Source organism: Kitasatospora sp. NPDC059646 (assembly GCF_042734615.1).
Taxonomy (GTDB): Bacteria; Actinomycetota; Actinomycetes; order Streptomycetales; family Streptomycetaceae; genus Kitasatospora.
Map to the genome: position 1 here is coordinate 1 of NZ_JBHWDS010000051.1, position 23,656 is coordinate 23,656.

Annotated in this window: 23 protein-coding genes, 1 pseudogene and 1 riboswitch; of the genes and pseudogenes, 11 read left to right on the forward strand and 13 right to left on the reverse strand. The window is 74.5% G+C overall.

All coding sequences use genetic code 11. The features are described 5' to 3' along the window. Positions 1-28: 28 nt before the first annotated feature. Positions 29-994, forward strand: a pseudogene (locus ACFV1L_RS28655) (dihydrolipoamide acetyltransferase family protein); the annotation flags it as partial. A gap of 174 nt (positions 995-1,168) precedes the next feature. After that, positions 1,169-2,485 carry a globin domain-containing protein gene (locus ACFV1L_RS28660; RefSeq protein ID WP_380371111.1) on the forward strand — a complete coding sequence of 439 codons (1,317 nt, stop codon included), beginning with the start codon at positions 1,169-1,171 and terminating at the stop codon, positions 2,483-2,485. A 7-nt stretch (positions 2,486-2,492) separates the two neighbouring features. Here ACFV1L_RS28660 and ACFV1L_RS28665 read toward each other — a convergent pair whose 3' ends face one another. Beyond that, on the reverse strand, positions 2,493-3,020 hold the full coding sequence (locus tag ACFV1L_RS28665) for an NUDIX domain-containing protein (RefSeq protein WP_380371114.1): 528 nt from the start codon (positions 3,018-3,020) through the stop codon (positions 2,493-2,495). A gap of 363 nt (positions 3,021-3,383) precedes the next feature. On the opposite strand from ACFV1L_RS28665, the gene ACFV1L_RS28670 reads away from it, so the two are divergent. Next, the gene (locus ACFV1L_RS28670; protein WP_380371117.1) at positions 3,384-4,172 is read left to right on the forward strand and encodes an IclR family transcriptional regulator; all 789 of its coding nucleotides are present in this window, start codon (positions 3,384-3,386) and stop codon (positions 4,170-4,172) included. 184 nt (positions 4,173-4,356) lie between these two features. Then, positions 4,357-4,785 (forward strand): SsgA family sporulation/cell division regulator, encoded by a 429-nt coding sequence (locus ACFV1L_RS28675; RefSeq protein ID WP_380371120.1) that lies wholly within the window; start codon positions 4,357-4,359, stop codon positions 4,783-4,785. Positions 4,786-4,905: 120 nt separating this feature from the next. Here ACFV1L_RS28675 and ACFV1L_RS28680 read toward each other — a convergent pair whose 3' ends face one another. Beyond that, on the reverse strand, positions 4,906-5,280 hold the full coding sequence (locus ACFV1L_RS28680) for a phage holin family protein (protein ID WP_380371123.1): 375 nt from the start codon (positions 5,278-5,280) through the stop codon (positions 4,906-4,908). Positions 5,281-5,386: 106 nt separating this feature from the next. Here ACFV1L_RS28680 and ACFV1L_RS28685 point away from each other — a divergent pair, with 106 nt between their 5' ends. The 3 genes from ACFV1L_RS28685 to ACFV1L_RS28695 all read left to right on the forward strand — a co-directional run bounded on the left by ACFV1L_RS28685 (position 5,387) and on the right by ACFV1L_RS28695 (position 6,782). Beyond that, the gene (locus tag ACFV1L_RS28685) at positions 5,387-5,704 is read left to right on the forward strand and encodes a cupin domain-containing protein (protein ID WP_035864507.1); all 318 of its coding nucleotides are present in this window, start codon (positions 5,387-5,389) and stop codon (positions 5,702-5,704) included. Between the two features lie 39 nt (positions 5,705-5,743). Next, on the forward strand, positions 5,744-6,406 hold the full coding sequence (tenA, locus tag ACFV1L_RS28690; RefSeq protein WP_380371126.1) for a thiaminase II: 663 nt from the start codon (positions 5,744-5,746) through the stop codon (positions 6,404-6,406). 175 nt (positions 6,407-6,581) lie between these two features. Continuing rightward, complete coding sequence (locus tag ACFV1L_RS28695) at positions 6,582-6,782, forward strand: hypothetical protein (RefSeq protein WP_380371128.1); 201 nt, start codon at positions 6,582-6,584, stop codon at positions 6,780-6,782. Here ACFV1L_RS28695 and ACFV1L_RS28700 read toward each other — a convergent pair. From ACFV1L_RS28700 to ACFV1L_RS28730, 7 genes are all read right to left on the reverse strand, one after another. Beyond that, complete coding sequence (locus ACFV1L_RS28700; protein ID WP_380371130.1) at positions 6,779-7,684, reverse strand: NAD-dependent epimerase/dehydratase family protein; 906 nt, start codon at positions 7,682-7,684, stop codon at positions 6,779-6,781. The two genes, ACFV1L_RS28695 and ACFV1L_RS28700, sit on opposite strands and share 4 nt — an antisense overlap. A 23-nt stretch (positions 7,685-7,707) precedes the next feature. Then, positions 7,708-8,751, reverse strand: a complete 1,044-nt coding sequence (locus tag ACFV1L_RS28705) for a cytochrome P450 (RefSeq protein ID WP_380371133.1) — start codon at positions 8,749-8,751, stop codon at positions 7,708-7,710. A gap of 51 nt (positions 8,752-8,802) precedes the next feature. After that, a complete protein-coding gene (locus ACFV1L_RS28710; protein WP_380371136.1) occupies positions 8,803-10,263 on the reverse strand; it encodes a class I adenylate-forming enzyme family protein in 1,461 nt (486 codons plus the stop codon). Between the two features lie 32 nt (positions 10,264-10,295). Then, a complete protein-coding gene (locus ACFV1L_RS28715; protein ID WP_380371139.1) occupies positions 10,296-11,036 on the reverse strand; it encodes a glycosyltransferase family A protein in 741 nt (246 codons plus the stop codon). Further along, positions 11,033-12,040 (reverse strand): 3-oxoacyl-ACP synthase III family protein, encoded by a 1,008-nt coding sequence (locus tag ACFV1L_RS28720; protein ID WP_380371142.1) that lies wholly within the window; start codon positions 12,038-12,040, stop codon positions 11,033-11,035. The genes ACFV1L_RS28715 and ACFV1L_RS28720 overlap by 4 nt, the downstream gene beginning before the upstream one ends. A gap of 140 nt (positions 12,041-12,180) precedes the next feature. Next, on the reverse strand, positions 12,181-13,665 hold the full coding sequence (locus ACFV1L_RS28725) for an SPFH domain-containing protein (protein ID WP_380371144.1): 1,485 nt from the start codon (positions 13,663-13,665) through the stop codon (positions 12,181-12,183). A gap of 185 nt (positions 13,666-13,850) precedes the next feature. Further along, positions 13,851-14,051: a hypothetical protein gene (locus ACFV1L_RS28730; RefSeq protein ID WP_380371147.1), complete on the reverse strand. Its 201-nt coding sequence runs from the start codon at positions 14,049-14,051 to the stop codon at positions 13,851-13,853. A 170-nt stretch (positions 14,052-14,221) separates the two neighbouring features. Then, positions 14,222-14,355, forward strand: a riboswitch (TPP riboswitch). On the opposite strand from ACFV1L_RS28730, the gene thiC reads away from it, so the two are divergent. From thiC to ACFV1L_RS28745, 3 genes are all read left to right on the forward strand, one after another. Beyond that, the gene (gene thiC, locus ACFV1L_RS28735; RefSeq protein WP_380371149.1) at positions 14,351-16,135 is read left to right on the forward strand and encodes a phosphomethylpyrimidine synthase ThiC; all 1,785 of its coding nucleotides are present in this window, start codon (positions 14,351-14,353) and stop codon (positions 16,133-16,135) included. Its footprint overlaps the riboswitch before it by 5 nt. A gap of 326 nt (positions 16,136-16,461) precedes the next feature. Next, positions 16,462-16,941, forward strand: coding sequence for a hypothetical protein (locus tag ACFV1L_RS28740; protein WP_380371152.1), 480 nt, complete (start codon positions 16,462-16,464; stop codon positions 16,939-16,941). A 77-nt stretch (positions 16,942-17,018) separates the two neighbouring features. Next, positions 17,019-17,507 carry a GNAT family N-acetyltransferase gene (locus ACFV1L_RS28745; RefSeq protein ID WP_380371154.1) on the forward strand — a complete coding sequence of 163 codons (489 nt, stop codon included), beginning with the start codon at positions 17,019-17,021 and terminating at the stop codon, positions 17,505-17,507. 86 nt (positions 17,508-17,593) lie between these two features. Here the strand turns inward: ACFV1L_RS28745 and ACFV1L_RS28750 are convergent, their stop codons facing one another. Continuing rightward, entirely contained in the window at positions 17,594-18,397 is an 804-nt protein-coding gene (locus ACFV1L_RS28750; protein ID WP_380371157.1) for a hypothetical protein, read from the reverse strand. 195 nt (positions 18,398-18,592) lie between these two features. Here ACFV1L_RS28750 and ACFV1L_RS28755 point away from each other — a divergent pair, with 195 nt between their 5' ends. Then, complete coding sequence (locus ACFV1L_RS28755; protein WP_380371159.1) at positions 18,593-19,822, forward strand: M20 family metallopeptidase; 1,230 nt, start codon at positions 18,593-18,595, stop codon at positions 19,820-19,822. A gap of 81 nt (positions 19,823-19,903) precedes the next feature. Here the strand turns inward: ACFV1L_RS28755 and ACFV1L_RS28760 are convergent, their stop codons facing one another. From ACFV1L_RS28760 to ACFV1L_RS28770, 3 genes are all read right to left on the reverse strand, one after another. After that, positions 19,904-20,881, reverse strand: coding sequence for a hypothetical protein (locus ACFV1L_RS28760; protein WP_380371162.1), 978 nt, complete (start codon positions 20,879-20,881; stop codon positions 19,904-19,906). A gap of 149 nt (positions 20,882-21,030) precedes the next feature. Next, positions 21,031-22,179: a metallophosphoesterase gene (locus ACFV1L_RS28765; protein ID WP_084223748.1), complete on the reverse strand. Its 1,149-nt coding sequence runs from the start codon at positions 22,177-22,179 to the stop codon at positions 21,031-21,033. A 147-nt stretch (positions 22,180-22,326) separates the two neighbouring features. Beyond that, positions 22,327-23,484: a LacI family DNA-binding transcriptional regulator gene (locus ACFV1L_RS28770; RefSeq protein WP_035864529.1), complete on the reverse strand. Its 1,158-nt coding sequence runs from the start codon at positions 23,482-23,484 to the stop codon at positions 22,327-22,329. Between the last annotated feature and the right edge of the window lie 172 nt (positions 23,485-23,656).

Sequence of the window (23,656 nt, forward strand, 5' to 3'; positions counted from 1 at the left end):
GTGCTCGAGCTGAAGGCAGCGGCCCCGGGGGCCAAGCCGATCGCCCCCAGCCCCTCGCCGACGCCGGCCCAGAGCTCCGCAGTCCCCTCCGGCCGGCCCTCGGCCGTGGCTCCCTCCCGCCGCCTCCTCGTCCCCCGCCCGGTCGGCGGTCGCGGTGATCTCGCCGCTGGTGCGCCGGATCGCCCGCGAGCACGGGATCGACCTGGCCGGGGTGGCCGGCAGCGGACCGGAGGGGCTGATCACCCGCCGGGACGTGGAACGGGCGATCCAGCAGGCGGACGCCGTCCCGGCCGAGGTTCCACGTGGAACGGACGACGAGCTGGTCCCGCTGCGCGGGCTGCGCCGCACGGTCGCCGAGAAGCTGACCCGCAGCCACCGGGAGATCCCGGCGGCGACCTGCTGGGTGGACGCCGACGCCACCGAACTCATGGCGCTGCGCGCCCAGTTGAACCAGGTGCCGGGTCCGAAGGTGAGCGTGCTGGCGCTGCTGGCCCGGATCTGCCTGGCCGGACTGGAGCGCTTCCCCGAGCTCAACTCCAGCGTGGAGGGCGACGCCGTCCGGCGGCACCGCGCCGTCCACCTGGGCTTCGCGGCGCAGGGACAGCGCGGGCTGCTGGTGCCGGTGGTGCGGGACGCCCACCTGCTCGGCACCGAACGGCTGTCGGTGGAGCTGGCCCGGCTGACCGAGGCGGCCCGGGCCGGGTCGCTCGGCCCGGCGGAGCTGACCGGCGGGACGTTCACGCTGAACAACTACGGGGTGTTCGGGGTGGACGGCTCCACGCCGATCCTCAACCACCCGGAGGCGGCGATGCTCGGGGTGGGCCGGATCACCCCGAAGCCGTGGGTGCACGAGGGCGAACTGGCGGTCCGCCAGGTCACCCAGCTGTCGTTCACCTTCGACCACCGGGTCTGCGACGGGGGCACCGCGGGCGGCTTCCTGCGGTTCGTCGCGGACTGCGTGGAACGCCCGGGCATGCTGCTGCGCGGGCTGTGAGCAGGGCCCGTCCGGGGCCCCGGTGCACGACGGTGCGCCGGGCCCGGACGGGGAGGGTAGCGGGTGGACCGGCCGGATGTCCGGGGTTCGCCGGATTCGTCGGAACGACCGTGCCGCCGGTGCCACTGTGCTGGGGCGTCAGCAGCTCGGTCGACCGGAAGCGGAACGATTCCCTTGGCTACTCGTCAGCTCGCACTCGTGCCGGCCCTCCCGGCGAAGCCCACCCGGCCGCCGGCCGTGCCCGCCGGGCTGTTCCCGCCGGCGTCGAACCGGGTCGGCCCGGACGACCGGTGGGCCCTGGCGTGGGGCGTGCACGCCTCCGGGGCGCAGCCGGCCGCGGTGGAGCGGGCGGCGGGGCCGGGGCAGCCGCCGGACGCGGAGGACCTGGTGCTGGTCCGGGCCGGGCTGGCGGCGGTGCGCCCGGTCGCCGACCGGGCGATGGCGCACTTCTTCGCGCTGGTGTTCCTGCGCCACCCGGAGCTGCGGGCGGTGTTCCCCGCCGCCATGGACGGGCCGCGCGAGCAGCTGCTCCGGGTGCTGCAGGAGTGCGTGCGGCACGGCGACGACCCGGGGGCGCTGCGCGCCTACCTGGGCCCGCTGGCCCGCCGCTGCCGCAAGTACGGGGTGCTGAGCGGGCACTACGCCGCCGCCGCGGACTGCCTGGTGGAGGCGCTGGCCCGGTACGGCGGCGGGTGGGACGAGCGGGCCGAGGCGGCCTGGCGGCGGCTGCTGGCACCCGTGTCGCGGCTGCTGGTCGAGGCGGCGGAGGAGGAGGCGCGCGCCACCCCGCCGTGGTGGCAGGCGGAGGTGGTGGCGCACCGGCAGGCGGCCGAGGACGTCGCGGTGCTGACGCTCCGTCCGGACCAGCCGTACCCGTTCCGGGCCGGGCAGTTCGCGGAGGTGGAGACGCCCTGGTGGCCGCGGGTGTGGCGGCCGTACTCGTTCGGGTCGGCGCCGCGGGCGGACGGGCTGCTGACGCTGCACGTGAAGGCGGTGCCGGCGGGCTGGGTGAGCAACGCGCTGGTGCACCGGGCGCGGCCGGGCGACGTGCTGCGGCTGGGCGCGGCGGAGGGCGGCATGACGGTGGACCACGCGGCGGGGGAGGACCTGCTGTGCCTGGGCGGCGGCACCGGGATCGGGCCGATCGGCGCGCTGGTGGAGGAGGTCGCCGCGCACGGTGCGGCGGGCCGCCGGGTGGAGGTGTTCTACGGGGCGCGGCGGGAGGCCGGGCTGTACCGGCTGGCCGAGCTGCGCGAACTCGCCGAGCGGCACAGCTGGCTGACGGTGCGGCCGGTGCTGTCCGAGCCGGGCGCGTCCGGCCCGCTGGCCGGGGAGCTGCCCGAGGCGGTGGCCCGGCGGGCGCCGTGGCACGGCTTCGCGGCGTACCTGAGCGGCCCGGCGGCGATGGTGCGGGCCGGGGCGGCGGTGCTGCGGAGGTGCGGGCTGCCGGCCGGGGCGATCCGGCACGACCCGGCGGAGCGGGCGGCCTGACGGACGGTCAGCCCAGGTCGTCGGCGAGCAGGGCGCGGACGCCCTCGATGTTGGCGGCGAGGTAGGCGCGGAGGCCGGGAGGGACGACGTTGACCGAGGTGACGCCCTCGCGGGTGAACGGCACCCGGACGATCTCGTACTCGCCGTTGGGCTGCTCCACCTCGGGGCCGTGCCGGCGGGCCGGGTCGGAGTCGGTGAGCCGGCAGACGAAGAAGTGCTGCACCTTGACGCCGTGCGGGTGGGCGGGGGTGCCGTCGTCGTGGCGGGGGTGCGCCACGGTGTCCACGAAGGCGGGCACCACGTCGGTGATCTTCCCGCCGAGCTCCTCGTCCACCTCGCGGTGCAGAGCGGCGACCACGGTCGGGTCGGAGGGCTCGACGCCGCCGCCGGGGGTGATCCAGTACGGGTGCGGGGAGCCGGGGCGGACCCGGCGGATCAGCACCAGGGAGGCGGGGGAGTGCGGGTCGGCCGGATCGAACTCCAGCAGGATCGCGCGGGCGGTGCGCTTGACGACAGGACGGACCGGGTCCGGCATGGCTGTCACCTCCGTGGCACGAGGGTTGTGCGGGAGTCTCCCGCGCGCCGGTGGCCGTGAAACTCGTACAGGGGAGCGAATCGGAGGGATCTGTTCCGCCGTTCGGGTGGAGCGGCATGCCCGGGTGCGTGGCGGGGCGGCGATGGGCGCACCGGCTGTGGATCTTCGATTCACCCGTTCGGCCCGCCTGCAACCTGTCGAGATATGGCCACCGCGCCGATTCGGCCTTGAAAACGAAGGCGAATCGGCCGACGGGTTCTCCATAATCATTGCGGGGATGCCCGCCCTGTGCTGCAATGTCCGACTGCCGGGCGGATTCGGAGCGGATGTCTCCGAATGCCCCTCAGCGCCCGGGGGATGGGGATGACCATGCACCGGACCGGGGAGCCCACCGCGCCGCCCACCAAAGGCATACGCGCCCCCACCCTGATCGGCTCCGTCCAGCGCGCCCTGCGGCTGCTCGAAGCGGTCGGCGCCAACGCGCAGGGAGCCACCGCCAAGCAACTGGCCCGGTCGGCCGGCCTCCCGCTCGGCACCACCTACCACCTGCTGCGCACCCTCACCCACGAGGGCTACCTGCGGCGCGACGACGGCCGGTTCTACTTCGGCGCCTCGGTGGACGGCATCCGCCGCGCCGACTCCCGCCAGTCCGAGTACGCCGACCTGCGCGGCCGGATGGAACGGCTGCGGGACGAACTCGGCGCCGCCGTCTACCACGCGGTCTACCAGGACGGCGAGGTGCGGATGATGGACATCGTCTCCGGCCCCGGGCAGCCCCCGGTCGAGGAGTGGGCGGACTTCCGCAGCACCGCGCACGCGCACGCCGTCGGACTCTGCCTGCTCTCCCAACTCGGCGCGGAGGAAAGGCTCGACCACCTCTCCCGGCACCGCCCGACCGCCATCACCCCGTCCACCTCCGGCGACCTGCGGGCGGTGCTGCGCAGGCTCGACGCCGTCCGGCCCACCATGCCGGTGCTGGAACGGCAGGAGTACGCGCTCGGCACGGTCTGCGCGGCGGTGCCGATCACCGTCGGCTCCGTGGTCGCCACGGTGGCGATATCGCTGCCCGTCGAGCAGGGCGACCGGCTCGGCCCGGCCGCGGCCCGGCTGCGCTCCCTGGTGGGGGCGATGTTCCCGGCCTTCGTGCGCTGACCCCGTCCGGTGTGTTCGTTCACCATTTGAAAAAGCACACCTTGTCCACATCGACGCCAAACCTGGACGATGAGGACCGAACGGGGAATCAAGGGACAAAGAACCGACAGCTCACCGATAGATGCCCGACCCCACCGCTCGACCCTCGGCGCACACGGGCGGGCAGAACGAGAGGTACTGGCGCATGCACAGCACGGTCCAAGCCCAGATCGCGATGCACCTGGTGGTGTCGAGCGAGCTCTCCTTCCGCATCGTGGTCGACCTGGACTACGACGGCGACGACCCGTTCGCCGTTCGGTTCACGTTCCACCTGCCCGGCGACCAACCCGTCACCTGGGTCTTCGCGCGCGAACTGCTGGTCGACGGCCTCAGCCGGGCCAGCGGCGAGGGCGACGTGCACATCCACCCCGTCGGCGGGGAACTCACCGAGGTCGACCTGGTGCTGCGCTCCCCCGAGGGCGACGCGCGGATGCGCGCCGCCGCCGCGCCGCTGCTCGCCTTCCTCGCCCGCACCGACCGGGTGGTGCCGATGGGCCAGGAGACAGCCGCCGGCGAACTCGACCAGGAACTGGCCAGCATCCTGTCCACCACCGGGCGCGAGAGCACGGGCTGACCCCGCACCGCCGGGCCGGGCGGCCGGCGCGAGGTGACCGGCCGTCAGGCGGGCCCGGAGCACCGCCCGGCACCGCCCGGTGGCCGACCGACCGTCGACCGGCCCCGGACCGACGGCCGCTCAGTCGTCGCCGATGGCCAGGTGCAGGCCCCAGGACACCACGCTGATGATCAGCGAGCCGAGCAGCGCCGACCAGAAGCCCTCGACGTGGAAGTCCAGGTTGAGCTTGTCCGACGCCCAGGAGGTCAGCCAGAGCATCAGGGCGTTGATCACGAAGGTGATCAGACCCAGCGTCAGGACGAACAGCGGCAGCGAGAACAGCTTCACCAGCGGCTTGATGGCGAAGTTGACCACACCGAAGACGAGCGCCACCGCGAGCACGGTGATCGTCTTGTGCTGCCAGTCGTCCCCCGACAGCGTGATCCCATTGACGATCCAGGCGGCGATCCAGATCGCCACCGCGTTGATGAGCGTTTTGATCACGAAATTCTTCATGCTGCGGATGGTGACAGGCCCGCCCCGGTGCGGGGAAGCTCCCCGGAACCCTCGTGTTGTGCCGTGCTGTTGAATGGGCCCGGACCGGGAGAGGAGCCGTGCCCAGATGAAACTGTTCCGGCTGGACGAACTGGACGCCGAACGCGCCGCCGGCGACGGCGCGTACCTGCGCTTCCTGAAGCAGCCGACGATGTCCGCCGGACTGTACGCGCTCTCCCCCGGCGACACCGACCCGCAGACGCCGCACGACCAGGACGAGATCTACCTGGTGGTCAGCGGCCGGGCCGAGCTGACCGTCGGCCGGGAGACCGCGACCGTCGCCCGCGGCAGCGTGGTGTTCGTCCCCGCCGGGACCGAGCACCGCTTCCACCACATCACCGAAGAACTGCGGGTGCTGGTGGTGTTCTCCCCGCCGGAGGACTGACCGCGCCGCACCGAACTCGCCGACAGGGGAGCAGAGCCCGTGAAACTCACCGACGAACTGTGGGCCGCCATCGAGCCCGTCCACGCCCGGATACTCGACCACCCGTTCCTGGCCGGCCTCACCGACGGCACCCTGCCGCGCGCCGCCTTCCGGCACTTCGTGGTCCAGGACTCCCACTACCTGCGGGACTACGCCCGGGCCCTCGCGGTCTGCGCCGCCAAGGCCCCCGGCGAGGACGAGGTGCTGGCCTTCGCCAACGACGCGGTCGGCGCGATCGCCGCCGAGCAGGAGATGCACGCCGACTTCCTGCACGCCTTCGGCGAGGACGCCGCCGCGGCCGCCGCCGAACCCGTCCTCCCCACCACCCGCGCCTACACCAGCTACCTGCTGGCCACCGCCTACGGCGGCTCCTTCGCGGAGGCGCTCGGCGCGGTCCTGCCCTGCTACTGGATCTACGCCCGGGTCGGCGAGGAACTGCTGCGCCGCTCCTCCCCCGACCCGCTGTACGCGAAGTGGATCGCCGCCTACGGCGGGGACGAGTTCCAGGCCGTGGTGCGCCGCGTCCTGGACCTCACCGACCGGATCGGCGAAGACCTCTCGGCGACCGAACGGCGGCGGGTGGTCGAGCACTTCACCACCACCTCGCGCTACGAGTGGATGTTCTGGGACGCCGCCTGGCGGGGCGAGACCTGGCCGGTGTGAGCGGGCCCTGAGGGTTCTCCCGGGCCCCGGCTCAGGGACGGATCTCCGGGTTCTCTCCGGGCCGGGAAGCCTCGATTCGGCCTTCCGGCCCGCCTACGATCGAAGTGTCGAGATCGAGGGAGCGGGAACGCAGCCGGAACCACCGGCACCGAGCCCGAGGGGAGAAGGTACGGACATGGCCGAGCTCTGGAAGTCGCTGCCCTCGTGGGTGCGCAACGTCGTCGTCCCGATCGTCCTGATCGTCATCGCGTGGAAGGTCTTCTGGGCCGTCGTCGGCGCGGTGTTCAGCCTGGTCGGCTTCGCGATCAACATCCTGGTGCTGGTCGGCATCGCCGCCGCCGTGGTGATCCTGATCAAGAAGGCCGCCAAGAGCTAAGCCCCGCCGGGCAGTTGCCCGGCCGGTCGGGCGAGGTGGTGACCGAGGTCCCGGTCCGGGGTGAACCCCTGGAGCCGGGACTTCGTGGTGTCCAGCACCACCGGCCGGGCCAGCTGGTCCAGCGCGTACCGGGTCACGCCCTCGCGCCGGCCCACCGCCAACCCGGCCAGCCGGTACGGGACATGGAGCAGCCGGGCGCGGACGCCGTGCGCCGCCAGCACCCCGCGCAGCGCCGCGTCCCGCCGGTACGGGGCCCGGTCGGCGATGTTGTACGCGCCCGGCGCCCAGTCGAGCGCCGCCAGGCAGGCCGCGGCCAGGTTCTCCACCGCCGTCAGGCTGAGCGGCACGTCGCCGCCCGGCAGCGCCAGCACTCCGTGCCGCACCGACGCCAGCAGCCGCGGCACCAGGTGCGGATCGCCCGGCCCGTACACCGCCCGCGGGCGCAGCACGACGGCACCGGCGGCCACGGCGAGCCGGTCCGCCTCCGCCTTCGTCCGCCCGTAGGCGTTCAGGTGGCCGCCGGCGGTCGGGTGCCGCTCGGTCACCGACGACCGGTCCGGGCGCGGGTCGTAGACGCTGGCGCTGCTCACGAACACGAACGGGCGGCCGTCGGCCGCGTCCAGCAGCCGTCGCGTCGCCCCGACGTTGACGGCGTGCTGGATCCGCTCCTGCGGGGAGCCCGGCGGGTGGTCGCCGACCGCCGCGGCGCAGTGGACCACCGCATCGGCCCCGGAGAGGTCGGGGACGTCCGGGGCGGTGGCGTCCCAGGGCAGGTGGGTGCCGTGCCGGGGCGGGCGGCGGCCGAGGGCGAGCACCCGGTGGCCCCGGGCGGTGGCGAGGGCGGCCAGGTGGCTGCCGCAGAAGCCGGTGGCACCGGTCAGGGCGAGCGTCGGCAGGGGCACGGGGCGGCTCCGGGAGGCGGGGGTCAGCGGCCGAGGAGGCAGCGGCGGTAGGCGGGCAGGGCGCTGTGCGGGTCGGCGGCGGTGCGCAGGACGCGGGGGCGGTGCGGGGCCAGCGCACCGAGCAGGTCGGCGAGTTGGGCGCGGGCGAGGGAGGCGCCGGGGCAGCTGTGGCGGCCCAGGCCGAACGGGGCCCGGGTGGCGAGGGCCGGATCTCCGGCCGGGGTGTCGCGGTGGGCCTCGGCGGCGTGCCGGGCGACCAGCAGCAGGCGGTCGCCGCGGCGGATCCGGTGGCCGAGCACGGCGGCGTCGGCGGCGGCCGCGCGGGGCAGCACCGGGGAGGCGGCGGTCAGCCGGAGCAGTTCGGCGGCCAGCGCCCCCGGGTCCGTGCGGGCCTGCTCCCACCGCTCGGCGCGGGCGCACCAGGCGGCGGCGCGGGGCAGCGCGGCCAGCGTGGTGTTGACCGCGGCGACCGCCAGCATCGCGTCCCGGGGATCGGGCAGCAGCTCCGCCAGGCGGTCGGCGGCCAGACGGGCCCGGCGGTCGTCCCCCCGGCGGGGCAGCAGGGACGGCAGGTGGGCGCGGGCGGTGGCGGCGGCGGCGTGCTCGGCGGCGAGCGCGAGGGCGGTCGGGTCGGCGGTGCTGCCGGTGAGGCCGGCGGCGGTGGTGCCGGCCAGCCTGCGGACCACGGGGACCAGGTCGACGGGGCGGGAGCGGAGCGGGCCGGAGAGTTCCTCGGTGAGGATCCGCTGCCAGAGCGGACGCAGGGCGGCGACTCCGCCGGAGCCCAGCAGTGTCGTCAACTCGCGCCGGGCGTCGCGGTGTTCGGGGCCGGACTGGTCGAAGAGCAGGCCGCCGCCGGCGAGCCGGGCGGCGGCGCCGCCGGTGGTGTGCCCGGCGGTCCGGTCCAGGGGCACCCGGGTGAGGACCTCGCGGTACGCCTCGGGGTGGTGGACGAGCACCGTCCGGCCGAGGCGCAGCACCGGACGGCGGCGGGTGGCCGCGAGCAGGGTGAACAGCACGGGGTGGCTGCGGAGGTAGACCGTGCGGTCGGCGGTGCGGGCGGTCACGTCGGCCTCCAGGGGCGGTTGGCGGGAACCCGAGGGGCTTCGCCGGGGCGGTCAGCGGGACTTGGCGAGCCGCCGGGCGCAGTAGCGGGCGGCGGCCGGGCGGTCGGGTTTGCGGGAGCGGCCGGTGAGCGGGACGGGGCCGAGGAGGACGGCGTCGGGGCGGGCGGCGCCCATCCGGGCGAGGGGGGTGCGCAGGGCGGCGCGGAGGCGGTGCGGGTCGGCGCCGTGGCGGGGTTGGACGAGCGCGACGAGGCGTTCGTCGCCGCCGGGGGCGGGGACGCCGACCAGGACGGCGAGTTCGACGTCCGGGAGGTGCAGGGAGGGCTCGTACAGGCCGGGATAGATGTTCTCGGCGCGGCGCAGCACCATGTCCTTGAGCCGTCCGGCGAGCACGATCCGGCCGTCGGGGTCGAGCTGGGCGCGGTCGCCGGTGCGGACCCACGGGTCGGACGGTTCGCCGAGGTAGCGGTCGCGGGCGGCGGGTGCCGCGAGCAGGAGTTCGCCGTCGGCGGCGAGGCGGGTGCGGACGCCGGGCAGGGGGTGGCCGAGGAGGTCGCCGGGGCCCTGGTGGGCGCTCTTGTCGCGCTCCTCGACGGCGGCGGCGGGGAAGAGCTCGGTGAGCGCGTACACGCCCCACGCCTCCGTCGCGCCGGCGGCCTTCGCGCGGCGCAGCAGGGCGGCGTCGGCGGGCGCGGAGCCGGTCCAGACCCGGCCGGTCAGGCGGGTGAGCGGCCGGAGCCGAGGCGGCGTCAGGTAGGTCTCGTCCGGGGCGAGGCGGTCGATCTGCCGTTGCAGCGTGCGGCCGCCCCGGGCCGGGAGGGCGACGGTGGCGCCGGCGGCGAGGGCCGGGACCAGCACGAAAGTGGTGCCGCCGAGCACGGTGCGGCCGGGGCCGGGGCGGACCAGGGCGTCCACGGCGCGCATGCCGGCGGCCAGCGAGGCCCGGGTGTGGACGACGGCGCGCGGCGCGGAGGTGGTGCCGGAGGTGAAGACGATCACCGCGTCGCCGTCGCCGTCGTACCCGGCTGGCGGCGCCGCGGGGTGGTCGCCGAGGGCGCGGGCGCAGCCGGGGTGGCGCGGGCCGACGGTGGCGACCGGGGCGAGGGCGTGCAGCGGCGGCAGTTCGAGGTGGGCGCGGCGGGCCAGCGGGCGGGCCCAGCCGGCGACGGCCTGCGCGGCGGCGTCGGCGAGGATCAGCGCGGGCGGGGCGAGGGCGAGCCGGGCGCGCAGCACGTCCGGGCCGGCGGCCGGGTCGAGGACGGCGGTGCGCAGTCCGAGGCGGTGCGCGGCGAGCAGGACGGCGAGCGCCCGCGGCCCGGGCCGGACCGCGACGCCCAGGGTGTCGCCCGGCCGCAGGCCGTGCCGGTGGTGCAGGGCGGCGGCCAACCGGTCGGCCCGGTCGGTGAGTTCGGCGCAGCGGGCGAGGACGCGCGGGGCGCCGGAGCGGGTGCTGCCGAGCAGGGCCGGGCGCGAGCCGCCTTCGCGCAGGGCGCGGTCGAGCTGGTCGAGCACGATCGGGACTCCTCGGGTTCGGGCGGGGCGGGTCAGCGGACGTCGACGGAGCGGTGGCCGGCGCCGCGCTCCAGGTACCAGCGGGCGGTGCCGCGCAGGCCGTAGGCGCGGATCCGGCGGGTGGAGTTCTGGACCACCATGTCGGGGCGGTGCACGATCGCGGTGCTGATCCGGCGGATCCGGTTGATGAACGCGCGGTCGGTGGGGGAGGGCCGGCGGGGCATGCCGCCGGAGTCCAGGTACAGGTCGGCCGTGATGGCCATGTTGTTGCCGGCGTGCATCCGGTAGGGCGTCAGGTAGCCGTGCCGGCGGCGGTGCGCGGGGCGGATCCGGCCGAAGAACGCGCCGAGGGCGACCAGGACGCGGAACACGGCGCGCCCGACCGGGCCGTGCTCGTCGCGGCGGGCGGTGACCCTGCCGCAGACCAGCCCGCCGCAGGCGAGCATCCCGGCCCGGGCGGCGGCGGTCCAGCCGGGTTCCGGCAGGCAGTCGGCGTCGGTGCGGGCCAGCAGGGTGGCGCCGCGGTCGATGGCGTGCCGGAAGCCGGTGTCGACGGCGCAGCCGACGCCCTTCTGCGGCTCGACCAGCAGCTCGACCGGGAACGGGGCCCGGTCGGCGAAGGCGAGGACCTGCTCGCGGGTGGTGTCGGTGGAGCCGTTGTCGATCACCAGCAGGGTGAAGTCGCGGTCGCGCTGCCCGGCCAGGGCGCGCAGGGTGGCGCCGATCCGGGCCTCCTCCTGGTAGGCGGGGACGATCACCCACAGCGCGGTCACGACTTCTCCCAGACCATCGTCATCAGGCTCACCCCGCCGCCGAGACCGACCATCAGCACCCGCTCGCCGGGCTCCAACCCGCCTGATATCCGGTCGAGTTGGACGCCGATGGTGGCGGACGCCAGGTTGCCGAGCTCGGGCACGGTGACCACCAGCTTGTCGTCGGGCACCCCGGTCAGCTCCACGAACCGCTCCAGGTAGGGCAGCGTGACCTGGTGCACCAGCACCCGGGCGTAGGCGTCCCAGCCGAAACCGGTGCGGCGCGCGACCCGGGTCAGGATGTCCGCGCCGATCTGTTCGAACACCCCGCGCAACTCCTTTCCCCCGCCGCGGAAATAACTCCACTCGTCGCCGCGCGGATGCCGGGAGCCGCCGCCCGGAATGCCGCCGACCTCCCAGTGCTCGGACGCCGTCTCCGTCTCGATGTCGAGGATGCCGCCGCGCTCCACCCGCTCCACCACCACGGCCGCGCCGCCGTCGCCGAAGGTGTAGCCGGCGAAGCCGTCACGGAACTCGGCGAGCCCGGACGGGTCGCGGCGCATCGCCCGGCTCGGCGTCTCCCCCGTCACCACCAGCGCCCGGCGGGCCCGTCCGGCCAGGATCATCGCGCGGGCCGTGTCGATCCCGTTCAAGAAGCTGTTGCAGGCGTTGGAGAGATCCAACGCATGGGCACGGGAGCCGAGTTCGGCCTGCACCAGGTGCGCGGTGGCGGGCTCGCAGACGTCCCGGGAGGCGGACGCGAACAGCAGCAGGTCGATGCCGTCCGGCCCGATCCCGCGCGCCGCGAGCGCCCGGCGGGCCGCGCCCAGGCCGAGCGTCGAGGCGTACTCGTCGGGCCGGGCGAAGCGCCGGGTGCGGATGCCGGTCGCCTTCTCGAACATGCCGTCGGGCAGCGGCAGCCGGGCGCCGGCCGCCACCTCGTCCTGCAACTGGCGTGAGGTGACGGTCTGTTCGGGCAGGTACGCGCCGGTCGCGGTGATCCCGATGCGAGGCAGGAGGTCCATGGCTCGATGCTCGCGCGGGCTCGGCGGCGGGGCGTGAGTACGGGTACTCAGCCGGGCTGGGGAGTGCGGAGGCCGGACGTGGGTCCGCCCGGGGAGGAGGATCCCTCACCCGGGCGGAACGTGCCGCTGCCGTGGCGGAGTTACTCGGCGTCGGCCTGGATCGGGATGACCTGCGCCGGGGCGGCGGCGGCCTTGCCGGCCTCCGCGTTCTCGGCGGCCGGGGACATCGCGGTGAGCAGCTGGCGGGCCAGGCCGAGGCCGGTGCCGCCCATGGTGAGCGCCTTGGCGAACAGCTCCGACATGCCCTCGGCGCCGTTCAGCAGCACCATGTGCTCGACGTTGCCGAACGCGTCCGCGCCGGCCCGCACGATCGCGGGCCAGTTCTCGGCGAGCTGCTGGGCGACGACCGCCTCCTGGTTCTCGGCCAGCGCCGCGGCGCGGGCCTTGATGCCCTCGGCCTCGGCCAGGCCCTGCGCCCGGGTGGCCTCCGCCTCGGCGAGACCCTTCGCCCGGGCCGCCTCCGCCTCGGCCAGGCCCTTGGCGGCCTCGGCGGCGGCCTGCGCCTCACCGGTGGCCCGGGTGGCCTCGGCCGCGGCCAGACCGCGGGCCTTGGTGGCCTCGGCCTCCGCGGCGGCGGCGACCTTGACCCGGTTCGCCTCGGCGGCCGTCTTCAGCTCGGTCTCCCGGGCCAGCGCCTCGGCGGCGGAGATCCGGGCGTCACGGTCGGCCTCGGCCTTGGTGCGGGTCTCGTACGCCCGGGCGTCGGCGGGCTTGCGGACGTCCGCCTGCAGCTGCTGCTCCTTGCGGTGCGCCTCCAGCTCGGCGACCTTGGTCTCCTGGACCACGACCTCCTGCCGGGCGGCGGCCTGGGCGAGCGGGCCGGCCTGCAGCGCGCGGGCCGCGGCGGTGTCCATCTCGGCCTGGTAGCCGGCCTGCTGGATACCGGAGTTGCGGGTCGCCTCGGCCTTGCGGGCGAACGCCTCCTGCTCGGCCTCGGTGGCCCGGCGGTCGGCCTCGGCGGCGGCGATGCGGGCGTCGCGCTGGACGGCCGCGGCGTGCGGCGCGGCCAGGTTGGTGATGTAGCCGGTCGGGTCCAGGATCTCCTGGATCTGCAGCGAGTCGATGATCAGGCCGAGCTTCTCCATCTCGATGCCCGAGGCGGAGCGGGTCTCACCGGTGAGCCGCTCGCGGTCGCGGATCATGTCCTCGACGGTCAGCCCGCCGACGATGGAGCGCAGGTGGCCGGCGAACACGTTGTGCACCCGCTGGCCCATCATCTTCTGCTGGTCCAGGAAACGCCGGGCGGCGTTGGCGATCGACGCCGGGTCGTCGCCCACCTTGAAGATCACAACCCCCTTGACGTGCACGGGAATTCCCTGCGACGTCACACACTCCACGTCCAGCGCGGCCTCGTTCAGGTCCAGCGACAGCCGGCGGACCACCTGGACACCCGGCACCACGAAGGTGCCCCGACCGGTGACCACCCGGAAGCCGAGCCCCTCACCGTGCTTGGAACCCGAGATGACCAGGGCCTCGTTCGGCTCGGCGACCCGCCACATGAGCTTGAACAGGACGATCAGAAGAACGACGCCGACGACGGCGCCTCCGACGATGCCGATCAGCATCGGCAATCTCCCCCTTCAGGGCACACCGGTCCCGTGCTGCGCTTGGGTTGTGCAGATCTGGCGCGGAACCCGGTGGCAGCCGCATTCTCCGCCGTCGGCGATCACGGGGGAAGAGTCCGGACGGAGAGAACTCCCACTGTCCCGAAACTGTTGCAGGAGGTCTGCTGGTCCGCTCCGACACGGCGTCAGAAGGGTTCGACGTAGACCGTTCGCGGTGGCTGGTAATCGACCACGACCACCATGGTGCCCGGCTGCAGCGGCTCGCCCGGGGTGGCGCGGTACGCCAGGAACGCCTCACTGCCCAGCCGCTCGGGGACGTGCACCATCACCTCGCCGACCAGGCCCGCGCCGATCCGCCCCGTCACCCGTCCCACCAGTCCGATCATCCGGACCATCCTCCCACCCCGCCCGCAGCGTGAACAGCTCGGCGCCGCGCGGCAGTTGCCCGCCGGGCGCGGCCCGACAGCGGCGATGCGCGGCCCGGGCCCCGGCGATGCGCCCTGGACCGGGGCCGCCCGGTGCCCTACGGTGAGGAACCGAACGCAGGCGGACGACGCCTGCGCGGAACGGGAGCTCGGAGCACCGGGCTGAGAGGGCGCTGACGGTACGCGGACCCGCGGACCACCTGCTGCGCCGACCGCAGGAACCTGACCGGGTAATGCCGGCGTAGGGAGTTGAAGGTCCGATGACCGCATTTTCTGAGCACACGTCTGCCCGCGAGTCCGCCGCCGCCGCGGGCTACCCCACCCCCGCCTGGCGCAAGGCCTACCGCCAGGGCAGCCGCCCCGACCTGCGGGTCCCCTACCGCGAGGTCGAACTGACCAACGGCCGCACCGTCCCGCTGTACGACACCTCCGGCCCGTACACCGACCCGTCCCACCCCACCGACGTCCGGCGCGGACTGCCCGCGCTGCGCGACGCCTGGATCCGGCAGCGCGGCGACGTCGAGGAGTACGACGGCCGGCAGTCCCGGCCCGAGGACGACGGCATCAAGCACACCGCTCCGCGCGGCGGCGACCTGCGCAACCTGGACGCCGTCTTCCCCGGCCGCCCGCGCCGCCCGCTGCGCGCCCGCGACGGCGTCGCTGTCACCCAACTCGCTTACGCCAAGCGCGGGTTGATCACGCCCGAGATGGAGTTCGTGGCGCTCCGGGAAGGCCTGGAGCCGGAGTTCGTGCGCGAGCAGGTGGCGCGCGGACGGGCCGTCATCCCGGTCAACGTGAACCACCCCGAGATCGAACCGGCCATCATCGGCACCGACTTCCTGGTGAAGATCAACGCCAACATCGGCAACTCCGCCGTCACCTCCTCCATCGAGGAGGAGGTGGAGAAGATGACCTGGGCCACCCGCTGGGGCGCCGACACCGTCATGGACCTCTCCACCGGCCGCAACATCCACACCACCCGCGAGTGGATCCTGCGCAACTCCCCCGTCCCGATCGGCACCGTCCCGCTCTACCAGGCACTGGAGAAGGTCGACGGCCGGGCCGAGGAACTGAGCTGGGAGGTGTACCGGGACACCGTCGTCGAGCAGTGCGAACAGGGCGTCGACTACATGACCGTGCACGCCGGCGTGCTGCTGCGGTACGTCCCGCTCACCGCCCGCCGCAAGACCGGCATCGTCTCGCGCGGCGGCTCCATCATGGCCGCGTGGTGCCTGGCGCACCATCAGGAGAACTTCCTCTACACCCACTTCGAGGAACTCTGCGACCTGCTCCGCGCCTACGACGTCACCTTCTCCCTCGGCGACGGCCTGCGGCCCGGCTCCATCGCGGACGCCAACGACGAGGCCCAGTTCGCCGAACTCACCACCCTCGGCGAGCTCGGGCGGATCGCCCGGGCCAAGGACGTCCAGGTGATGATCGAAGGCCCCGGGCACGTCCCGATGCACAAGATCCGCGAGAACATGGACCTCCAGAAGGAGATCTGCGACGAGGCCCCGTTCTACACGCTCGGCCCCCTCACCACCGACGTCGCCCCCGGCTACGACCACATCACCTCCGGCATCGGCGCCGCGATGATCGCCTGGTGGGGCACCGCGATGCTCTGCTACGTCACCCCCAAGGAACACCTGGGCCTGCCCAACCGCGACGACGTCAAGACCGGCGTCATCACCTACAAGATCGCGGCCCACGCCGCCGACCTCGCCAAGGGCCACCCCGGCGCCCAGGCCTGGGACGACGCCCTCTCCGACGCCCGCTTCGAGTTCCGCTGGGAGGACCAGTTCAACCTGGCCCTCGACCCCGAGACGGCCCGCGCCTTCCACGACGAGACCCTCCCCGCCGAACCCGCCAAGACCGCGCACTTCTGCTCCATGTGCGGGCCCAAGTTCTGCTCCATGAAGATCAGCCAGCAGATCCGCGACGAACACGGCGGCGAAGCCGAACAGGCCGTCCTGGCCGGCATGGCCGAGAAGTCCGCCGAATTCGCCGCCCACGGCAACCGCGTCTACCTGCCCCTCGCCGACTGACGCCCGACCCGTAACGGCGCCGCACCGGGAGACACCAGGAGGTTCTCCCGGTGCGGCGCCGGTCCCGGCACTGCGGGGTGCCTCTGCCCGTCGGACCGGTGGACAGGGACGTGGCAACAACCGGACTTCGGCCGGCTTGCTGCCCGACTTCGTGAACGCTTGATCCGGTCCGCGTCGTGGCTGGCGAACTCCTTCCAAGCGTGCTGAACGAGGGCGCGGCCGCGTGGCGGCACGGGCTGCGGGACCGGCGGGTTTTGGACGTCGTCAACCGGGGGCCGGGGGAACTCGTTCGCGTACGGTCGCCGGGTGGAGGCAGACTGCTCGGCATGACGGAGCGTGAGGAGAAGGCCGGCGGGCTGCTGGAGTGGTGCGTGGTGGCCAACGTGGCGGGTCGGACTGTCCACGGGCCGGGCGGGGCGGACGTTCAGGACGGGCTCAAGCACTTCGCGCCGGGGGCGAGGCTCTGGGTGTTCCCGCCCCGGTACCAGGGCGAGGACGAGCGGCTCCAGGTGGTCGGCCGCCACCGGGGTCGCGGGTCGCGCCACGTCAACGTGATCGTCTTCCGGCGCCACCTGGAGAGCTTCCGCATCAAGGCGCTCCACAGCCCCGCGGTGCAGCGCGCGAAGGGCAGGAACTACTGGAGCTGGAACCGCGTCTGGTGCTGCCCCGAGGCCGCCCGGCCCTGGGTCGACCGCTGGAACCTGCTCGCGTCCGGCGTCCCGTCCGAGGAGTTCCCGCCCTGGCCGGTCCGCCGGACCTTCAGCCCCGCCGAGACGTGCCCGCACGGCAGCGCCGGCACCGACTGACCAACCGGAACGGGAGGCGTCCTGGTGGGGCAGCGGGCGTCTGGCGGATACTGGCGGAGCCTGACGGGGGTGATGCGGTGACGACCGGGATCAGGATCGGCCTGACGGTCCGGGCACTGACCGAGGCGGACCTGCCGTCCTGCGGCTGGTCCGGGGACGCCATGCACGTGCGCCAACTCGCCGACCAGCTGCGGCGGATGGCGGACGGCGAGATCGACTACCTGGCCGTCTGCACCCCCGCAGACCTTCCGGTCGCGCTCGGCGGCATCGACTACACGGTGCGCCCGGGCGCCGGGACGCTCTGGCAACTCGGCGTCCATCCCGCCCTCCGGTCGTGCGGCATCGGCACCTTCCTGGTCCGCTCCGCGGAACACCGCATCGCCACCCGCGGCCTGACCCGCGCCGAACTGGGCGTCGAGGACGACAACCCCCGCGCCCGCGCCCTCTACGAGCGCCTCGGCTACCGCGCCTACGGCCGCGAGCCGGATTCCTGGGACGTGGTGGCGGCGGACGGTTCGATCCGCCGCCACGAGACGATGTGCACCCTGCTGCGCAAGGAACTCTGACCCCCGCCGGGCGGTGTCGTGCGCGGGCGGCGGAGCGGTGGACGCCGGGGGCGTCCCGGGCTTCCGCGCGGACGGTCGGCCCGGGGTCAGGCGGTGGGGTGGAGTCCGGCGGGGAGGTCGGTGGTGGCGAGTTGGGCGGCGAGGGTCTCGGCCTCGGCGCGGGTGAAGCTGCCGCTGATGACGGCCTGGCCGCCGGTGATCGGCTGGCTGATGTAGGGGTGGGAGACGACGGCGCCGTCGATGACGATGGCGAGCTGGTTGGCCGGGTCGGGCTGGCCGGACAGCTGGGTGGTGAGGGAGGTGAAGGCGGTCGCGCCGGCGGGGGTGAAGGTGAGGTTGATCTGCCACTGGTTCTCGAAGCCGGCGGTGCTCGCGGCGATGTCGGCGCCCTTGAGCGCGGCCGGGCCGAGCACCAGCTTGGTGGCGGGCTGCTGGGGGGAGGCCGTGCTGCAGGCGACCGTCCCGGTGGCGGGATCGGCGGGCCGCGCCGGTGTCGAGCAGTTCAACGCCTGGTACTGAGAAAGCAGTTGGGGCGGAACCGTGCCGGAGGGGGTCGGGCTGTCGGGGAGGCCGGCGGCGAGGACCGGGCGGAACTCCACGACGAGCTGATGGGTGAGGGCCTCGATCCGGTCGGCGATCGGCCCGGCGGCGGAGAGCGACAGGGTGCCGCCCTCGGTGCTGACCCGGGGGGCCTTGAGGCCGAGCAGTTCGGCCCGGTGGCGGAGCTGCTCGGCGGCGTGCCGGAGCTCCTCGACGGACAGCGGACGGTCCGCGGCGAAGTTCACCGCCGTCCGCTTCGGGCCGCCGGAGCCGCACCCGGTGACGGCGAGTCCGGCGACGAGCAGGGCGGCCAGGGAAGCCAGGGCGCGGGCGCGGATCGGTGGCGTCATGGCAGCCATTGTGTCAGTCGGACTGTATGCCCGGACGGGTAAAGGAAAGTTCAACCATCGGAGAAGCCCAGTAAATTGACGGACAGTCAGGAACGGTGCCTCCGGAGAGCATCCGGCCGGTGCTGCGGGGTCCTCGAACCGCAGCGCCGGGTCCAGGATGTGAGGGACCGCTCCCGCCCACCCAGGAGGCGCACCATGCCGGCCGACGTCCACCCCGCTCCCGACCCTGCCCTCGACGACCTGCGCCGCGCCGCCGCCGACCTCCGGCCCGACCTGATCTCCCTCCGGCGCGAGCTGCACCGCCACCCCGAGATCGGACTCGGCCTGCCGCGCACGCAGGCCCGGATCCTTGCCGCCCTGGACGGCCTCCCGCTGGAGATCACCCTCGGCGTGCGGCTGTCCTCCGTCACCGCCGTGCTGCGCGGCACCCGCCCGGGCCCGGCGGTGCTGCTGCGCGCCGACCTGGACGCGCTGCCCGTCCAGGAGGAGACCGGCCTGCCGTACACCTCCGGGACGCCCGGTGCGATGCACGCCTGCGGGCACGACCTGCACGCCGCCGCACTGGTCGGTGCGGCCCGGCTGCTCGCCGCGCGCCGCGAACTGCTGTGCGGCAGCGTGGTGTTCATGTTCCAGCCGGGCGAGGAGGGGGACGGCGGGGCCGGGCTGATGATCGAGGAGGGCGTGCTGGACGCCGCCGGGGAGCGGGTGGTCGCCGCCTACGCGCTGCACGTCGCCGCCGCGCTGCTGCCCGCCGGGCAGGTGGCCGGCCGGCCCGGCCCGATCATGGCGGCCGCCGACCGGCTGCGGGTGACGGTCACCGGTCGCGGCGGGCACGGGTCGAGCCCGCACCTGGCCCTCGATCCCGTCCCGGTCGCCTGCGAGGCGGTGCTGGCGCTGCAGACCATGGTGACCCGGCGGTTCGACGCGTTCGACCCGGTGGTGCTCACCGTCGGCAGCTTCCACGCGGGCACCGTCGACAACGTCATCCCCGACCGGGCCGAATTCGCCGCCACCGTCCGCTCGTTCTCGCCCGCCGCCCGGGAGCGGGTGCTGGAGCGGGCCGTGCGGGTGGTGCGCGGCATCGGCGAGGCGCACGGCTGCCGGGTCGACGCGGTGGTCGAGCCCGGCTATCCGGTGACGGTCAACGATCCGGCCGAGGCGGCGTACGCGGCCCGGACGGCCCGTCGGCTGTTCGGCGCGGAACGGTACCTGGAGATGCCCAGGCCGCTGGCCGGCTCGGAGGACTTCGGCCTGCTGGCCGCGCACGTCCCCGCCGCCTACCTGGTGTTCGGCGCCTGCGCGCAGGGCGCCGACCCGGCCACCGCGCCCTACAACCACTCCGCGCAGGCCCGGTTCGACGACGGCGTGCTCGGCGACGCGGCAGCCCTGCTGGCCGCACTGGCCCTGGAACGGACGGGCGACTGAGGGCCGCGGGAGTCACCACCGCGGGCGGTCCCCGTCGCGGTGCGCCGGCTGTGCCCGGACGCCCGTCCCGGCGGCGGACGATCAGTCGCCGTCCCGGCGCGGCCGGCCCTCCCCGTCGGTGAAGCCCTCGGGTCCCGGGCTGGTGAAGTCGGGTGCGGTGTAGCCGAGGCGGTCGGGGTCGGGGCGGCCGTCGGCGTCGGTGAGTTGTTCGGGTCCGGGGCTGGTGAAGCGGGGGCCTTCGGTGCGGCGGCGGCCCTGGTCGTCGGTGAGGCCTTCGGGTCCGGGGCTGGTGAAGTCGGGGCTGTGGTGTCCGGGGCTGGTGAACCGGGCCGGGCGCGGACCGCCCTGATCGTCCGTCAGTCCCTCGCGATTGGGGCTGGTGAAGTCGGGGCTGGCGTACGCGGCCCGGCTGAAGCCGGGGCGGTGAAGGTCGGGCGGGGCGGTGCGGGCGCGCGGGACGGCGGCGGGCGCGGCGGAGTGGTTGTCGAGCAGCCAGGGCAGCAGGGCGCGTTCGCGCAGCGCGGTGTGCCAGGCGGCCCGGGCCTCGGCCAGGTCGGCGTGCTGCTGCGGGTCCGCGTCGGGGCCGCCGGAGGCGTCGCGCAGCGCGGTGAGGACCAGCCCCGCGCCGCCGATCAGCAGTGCGGCGGCGGCGACGGCCAGCGCGAGGAGGCCGGCCGTGACGGTGGAACGGCCGAGCGCCAGTCCGGGCGCGGCGGCCCGCAGCAGCCAGCCGAGCAGCAGCAGGACCAGTCCGGCGGCGCCGGCCAGCACCGGGGTCAGCACCGTCAGCACCGGGAACAGCCCGGCCCCGGCGGGCGGCGCGCCGTCCGGCCGTTCCGCGAGGGCGGTGCGCAGCGCCAGGTAGTGCGCGTACTCGGCGGCGGCGGGCGCGGCGACGGTGTCGGCGTCCGCGAGCGCCTTGGTGTGCAGCTGTTCGGCGGTGAGGTGCGCGCCCGGCGCGGCCAGGGCCTGCCGGACGGTGGGGTCGCGCAGGGCTTCGTCGAGCAGGCGCGCGAAGTCGGCGCGGTCCTCGGCGAGCAGGCGCGGCGGGTGGCTCATGGGTACCCCGTTCCGCGAGGTGGACGGAAGGTCGCAGGCCTCGATGGTAGGGGTGCGCGGGAGCGCGCCGACAGGCTCTTTCCGGAACTTCAGTGCGCTCAGTTCCCTTGCGCCGTCGTACAGTTGTTCAGTTCTGTGGCGGCCGGGCGTCAGTTCAGCGGCAGCCGGGCGACCAGCAGGCGTCCGTCCATGGTGACGCCGCCGTCCATCGCGATGGCCAGCTCGTCGGCGTAGATGTACGGGCCGGGCACGTGGGGCGGGGTGCCGTCCTCCGGGTGCTCGCCGGTCAGGTACGGGATCGGGCTGTGGCCGTGCACCACCCGGTAGCCGCCGTACATCGCGAGCAGCTCCTGCGCGGCCATGGTGCCGGCCTGGCCGCGGAACGCGAACCGCTTGGTGAACTTGCGGAAGGCGTCCCACCATTCGTCGATGCCCTCGTCGGCGAGCAGCGCGTGCACGGCGTCGTTGACGTCGGCGATGGTCTCGCCGTACTCCAGGTACGCGGTGGTGTCGGAGTGCAGCAGCAGGTGGCCGTCCTCCAGCGCCATCGCGGGCAGCCGGGACAGCCAGCTGATGTGGTGCGGCTGCAGGCGCTCCAGGTCGTGCTGCTGGCCGCCGTTGAGCCGCCAGGCGGCCAGGAACGAGGCGGTGCCGGCGGTGGACTGGACGGCCTCGTCGGCGTAGCGGGCGGCGCCCAGGAACAGCAGTTCGTGATTGCCCATCAGGGCGCGGCAGTAGCCGCCGGCCGCGGCCGCCTCGGCGGCCAGCTGCATCACCAGGTCGATGACGCCGATGCCGTCCGGCCCGCGGTCGGTGAAGTCGCCGAGGAACCAGACCCGCGAACGCCCGGCCGACCAGTGGCCCTCGGCGTCGATCAGGCCCTGCTGGTGCAGCGCGGCGAGCAGCTCGTCGAGGTAGCCGTGCACGTCGCCGATCACGAACAGCGGGCCGGGGCCCTCGCCGGGCTCGGGCTGCGGGTACGGGAAGTGCACCTCGACGGCGGGCGCGGCCTCGATCGGCGGGCCGAGCTCGATGGTCGGCGGGTCCTCGTGCGGGGCCGCCCCGGTGGGGGCGTAGTGCCCGGGCACGGGCGCGCTGTCGCCGAACTGCCCGGCGGGCGCCCAGTGCTGCTCCAGGTAGTGGGCGCCGCCGTAGGTGCTGTGGGTGTCCTCGTACTGGTAGCCGGCCGGTTCGGCCGGCTCGAACCAGGAGCCTTGGGGGAGCACGTCGAGGTCCTGGCGGGAGCGGATGCCCGAGTGCGGGTGCTCGGGTTCGCGGAAGAGGTCCTCGGGTGTCATTCGCCCATCATAGAAAGCGCACTCTCCCGCCGTCCTCACCTGGTCGGTATCCGTTTTTCCCGTTGACCCGTCGGGCGGCGGACCGGCCGCCCGGTCTGCCCCGGTCCGAGGTGGTCCGGACCACCGGCGGGTGCGGGCGGCGCACCCTCACACCTCGCCCGGCGGGCGGGGCGGACTGACCGTGGTGCGCGGGCAGCGGCGCTGCGAGGAGGCCCGCACGATCAACTCGGTCGGCATCAGCGTGCCCGGCGGCGGACCCGTCCCGGCGGTCCGGTAGCGCGGCGGGAACAGCCGGCCGGGGACCGCTCCGGAACCCGCGTCGACTCCTTCGATCGCGTCGATCAGCAGGTTGACCACGGTGGTGCCGATCCGACGGGGTTTCAGCGACAGCGTGGTGATGGGGGGTTCGGTGTTGGCGTACACGTCGGACTCGGAGCAGCACACCAGCAGCAGGTCGTCCGGCACCCGCAGGCCGTAGCGGCGGGCGGCGGCCAGCAGGTCGGTGCCGTTCGGGTCGAACAGGCCGTACACCGCGTCCGGGCGGTCCGGGCGGGCCAGCAGCCGGTCGGCGGCGACCGCGCCGGCGGCCGGGTCGTGCGCCGGGTACGCCTCGTACACCGGCTCCTGGCCGACCCGGTCGCACCAGGCGAGGTACGCCTCGGTGGAGAGCCGGGTGTAGGTGTCGGTGGAGGTGCCGGTGAGCAGGCCGATCCGGCGGGCGCCGGCCTCGCTCAGGTGCTCCAGGATGCCCAGGACGGCGGCCTCGTGGTCGTTGTCCACCCAGGCGGTGACCGGGCAGTTGCCGGGTTTGCCGTCGGAGACCACCGGCACGCCGGACCGGTACAGCTCGGTGACCAGCGGGTCCTGGTCGGGCGGGTCGATCACCACCGTGCCGTCCAGCGCGATGTTGCTCCACACGTCGTGCCGGGAGGACGCGGGCAGCACCACCAGGGCGTAGCCGCGGCCGAGCGCGGCGCTGGTGGCGGCCCGCGCCATCTCCGCGAAGTAGGCGAACTCGGTGAAGGTGAACGGCTCTTCGCCGTAGGTGGTGACGGTCAGTCCGATCAGGCCGGACCGGCCGGTGCGCAACGTCCGGGCGGCGGCGGAGGGCCGGTAGCCGAGGCGTTCGGCGACCTCGCGGACCCGGCTGCGGGTCTCGTCGGGGAGGCGGCCCTTTCCGTTGAGCGCGTCCGAGACCGTGGTGATGGAGACTCCGGCGGCCGCCGCGACGTCCCGGATGCCTGCCCGTTCCAGGCGCCGTGAGGCGGTGGCTCGGCGACCGTTCTGATTGGCTGCTGCTGTCATGGCGGACCGATCGTATGGCGCATCGCGGCGTTCTGTGACCGGTTCGCTACGGGACGTCGAAGAACCGTTTCTCCATGAACGCCTCCGGGGTGCGCCCTTCGATAGCTGCGGTTTTTCGCCTCGGATACCTCTGACATGTGCCAAAGGAACCCGGCAGAATGGCTGATCTGCA

Excerpts from the sequence above, each read along its gene's own strand:
- ACFV1L_RS28665 (WP_380371114.1), bottom strand. The coding sequence starts at position 3,020 with ATGCCGGACCCGGTCCGTCCTGTCGTCAAGCGCACCGCCCGCGCGATC.
- ACFV1L_RS28670 (WP_380371117.1), top strand. The coding sequence starts at position 3,384 with ATGACCATGCACCGGACCGGGGAGCCCACCGCGCCGCCCACCAAAGGC.
- ACFV1L_RS28675 (WP_380371120.1), top strand. The coding sequence starts at position 4,357 with ATGCACAGCACGGTCCAAGCCCAGATCGCGATGCACCTGGTGGTGTCG.
- ACFV1L_RS28680 (WP_380371123.1), bottom strand. The coding sequence starts at position 5,280 with ATGAAGAATTTCGTGATCAAAACGCTCATCAACGCGGTGGCGATCTGG.
- ACFV1L_RS28685 (WP_035864507.1), top strand. The coding sequence starts at position 5,387 with ATGAAACTGTTCCGGCTGGACGAACTGGACGCCGAACGCGCCGCCGGC.
- ACFV1L_RS28695 (WP_380371128.1), top strand. The coding sequence starts at position 6,582 with ATGGCCGAGCTCTGGAAGTCGCTGCCCTCGTGGGTGCGCAACGTCGTC.
- ACFV1L_RS28720 (WP_380371142.1), bottom strand. The coding sequence starts at position 12,040 with ATGGACCTCCTGCCTCGCATCGGGATCACCGCGACCGGCGCGTACCTG.
- ACFV1L_RS28725 (WP_380371144.1), bottom strand. The coding sequence starts at position 13,665 with ATGCTGATCGGCATCGTCGGAGGCGCCGTCGTCGGCGTCGTTCTTCTG.
- ACFV1L_RS28730 (WP_380371147.1), bottom strand. The coding sequence starts at position 14,051 with ATGATCGGACTGGTGGGACGGGTGACGGGGCGGATCGGCGCGGGCCTG.
- thiC (WP_380371149.1), top strand. The coding sequence starts at position 14,351 with ATGACCGCATTTTCTGAGCACACGTCTGCCCGCGAGTCCGCCGCCGCC.
- ACFV1L_RS28740 (WP_380371152.1), top strand. The coding sequence starts at position 16,462 with ATGACGGAGCGTGAGGAGAAGGCCGGCGGGCTGCTGGAGTGGTGCGTG.
- ACFV1L_RS28750 (WP_380371157.1), bottom strand. The coding sequence starts at position 18,397 with ATGACGCCACCGATCCGCGCCCGCGCCCTGGCTTCCCTGGCCGCCCTG.
- ACFV1L_RS28755 (WP_380371159.1), top strand. The coding sequence starts at position 18,593 with ATGCCGGCCGACGTCCACCCCGCTCCCGACCCTGCCCTCGACGACCTG.
- ACFV1L_RS28760 (WP_380371162.1), bottom strand. The coding sequence starts at position 20,881 with ATGAGCCACCCGCCGCGCCTGCTCGCCGAGGACCGCGCCGACTTCGCG.
- ACFV1L_RS28765 (WP_084223748.1), bottom strand. The coding sequence starts at position 22,179 with ATGACACCCGAGGACCTCTTCCGCGAACCCGAGCACCCGCACTCGGGC.
- ACFV1L_RS28770 (WP_035864529.1), bottom strand. The coding sequence starts at position 23,484 with ATGACAGCAGCAGCCAATCAGAACGGTCGCCGAGCCACCGCCTCACGG.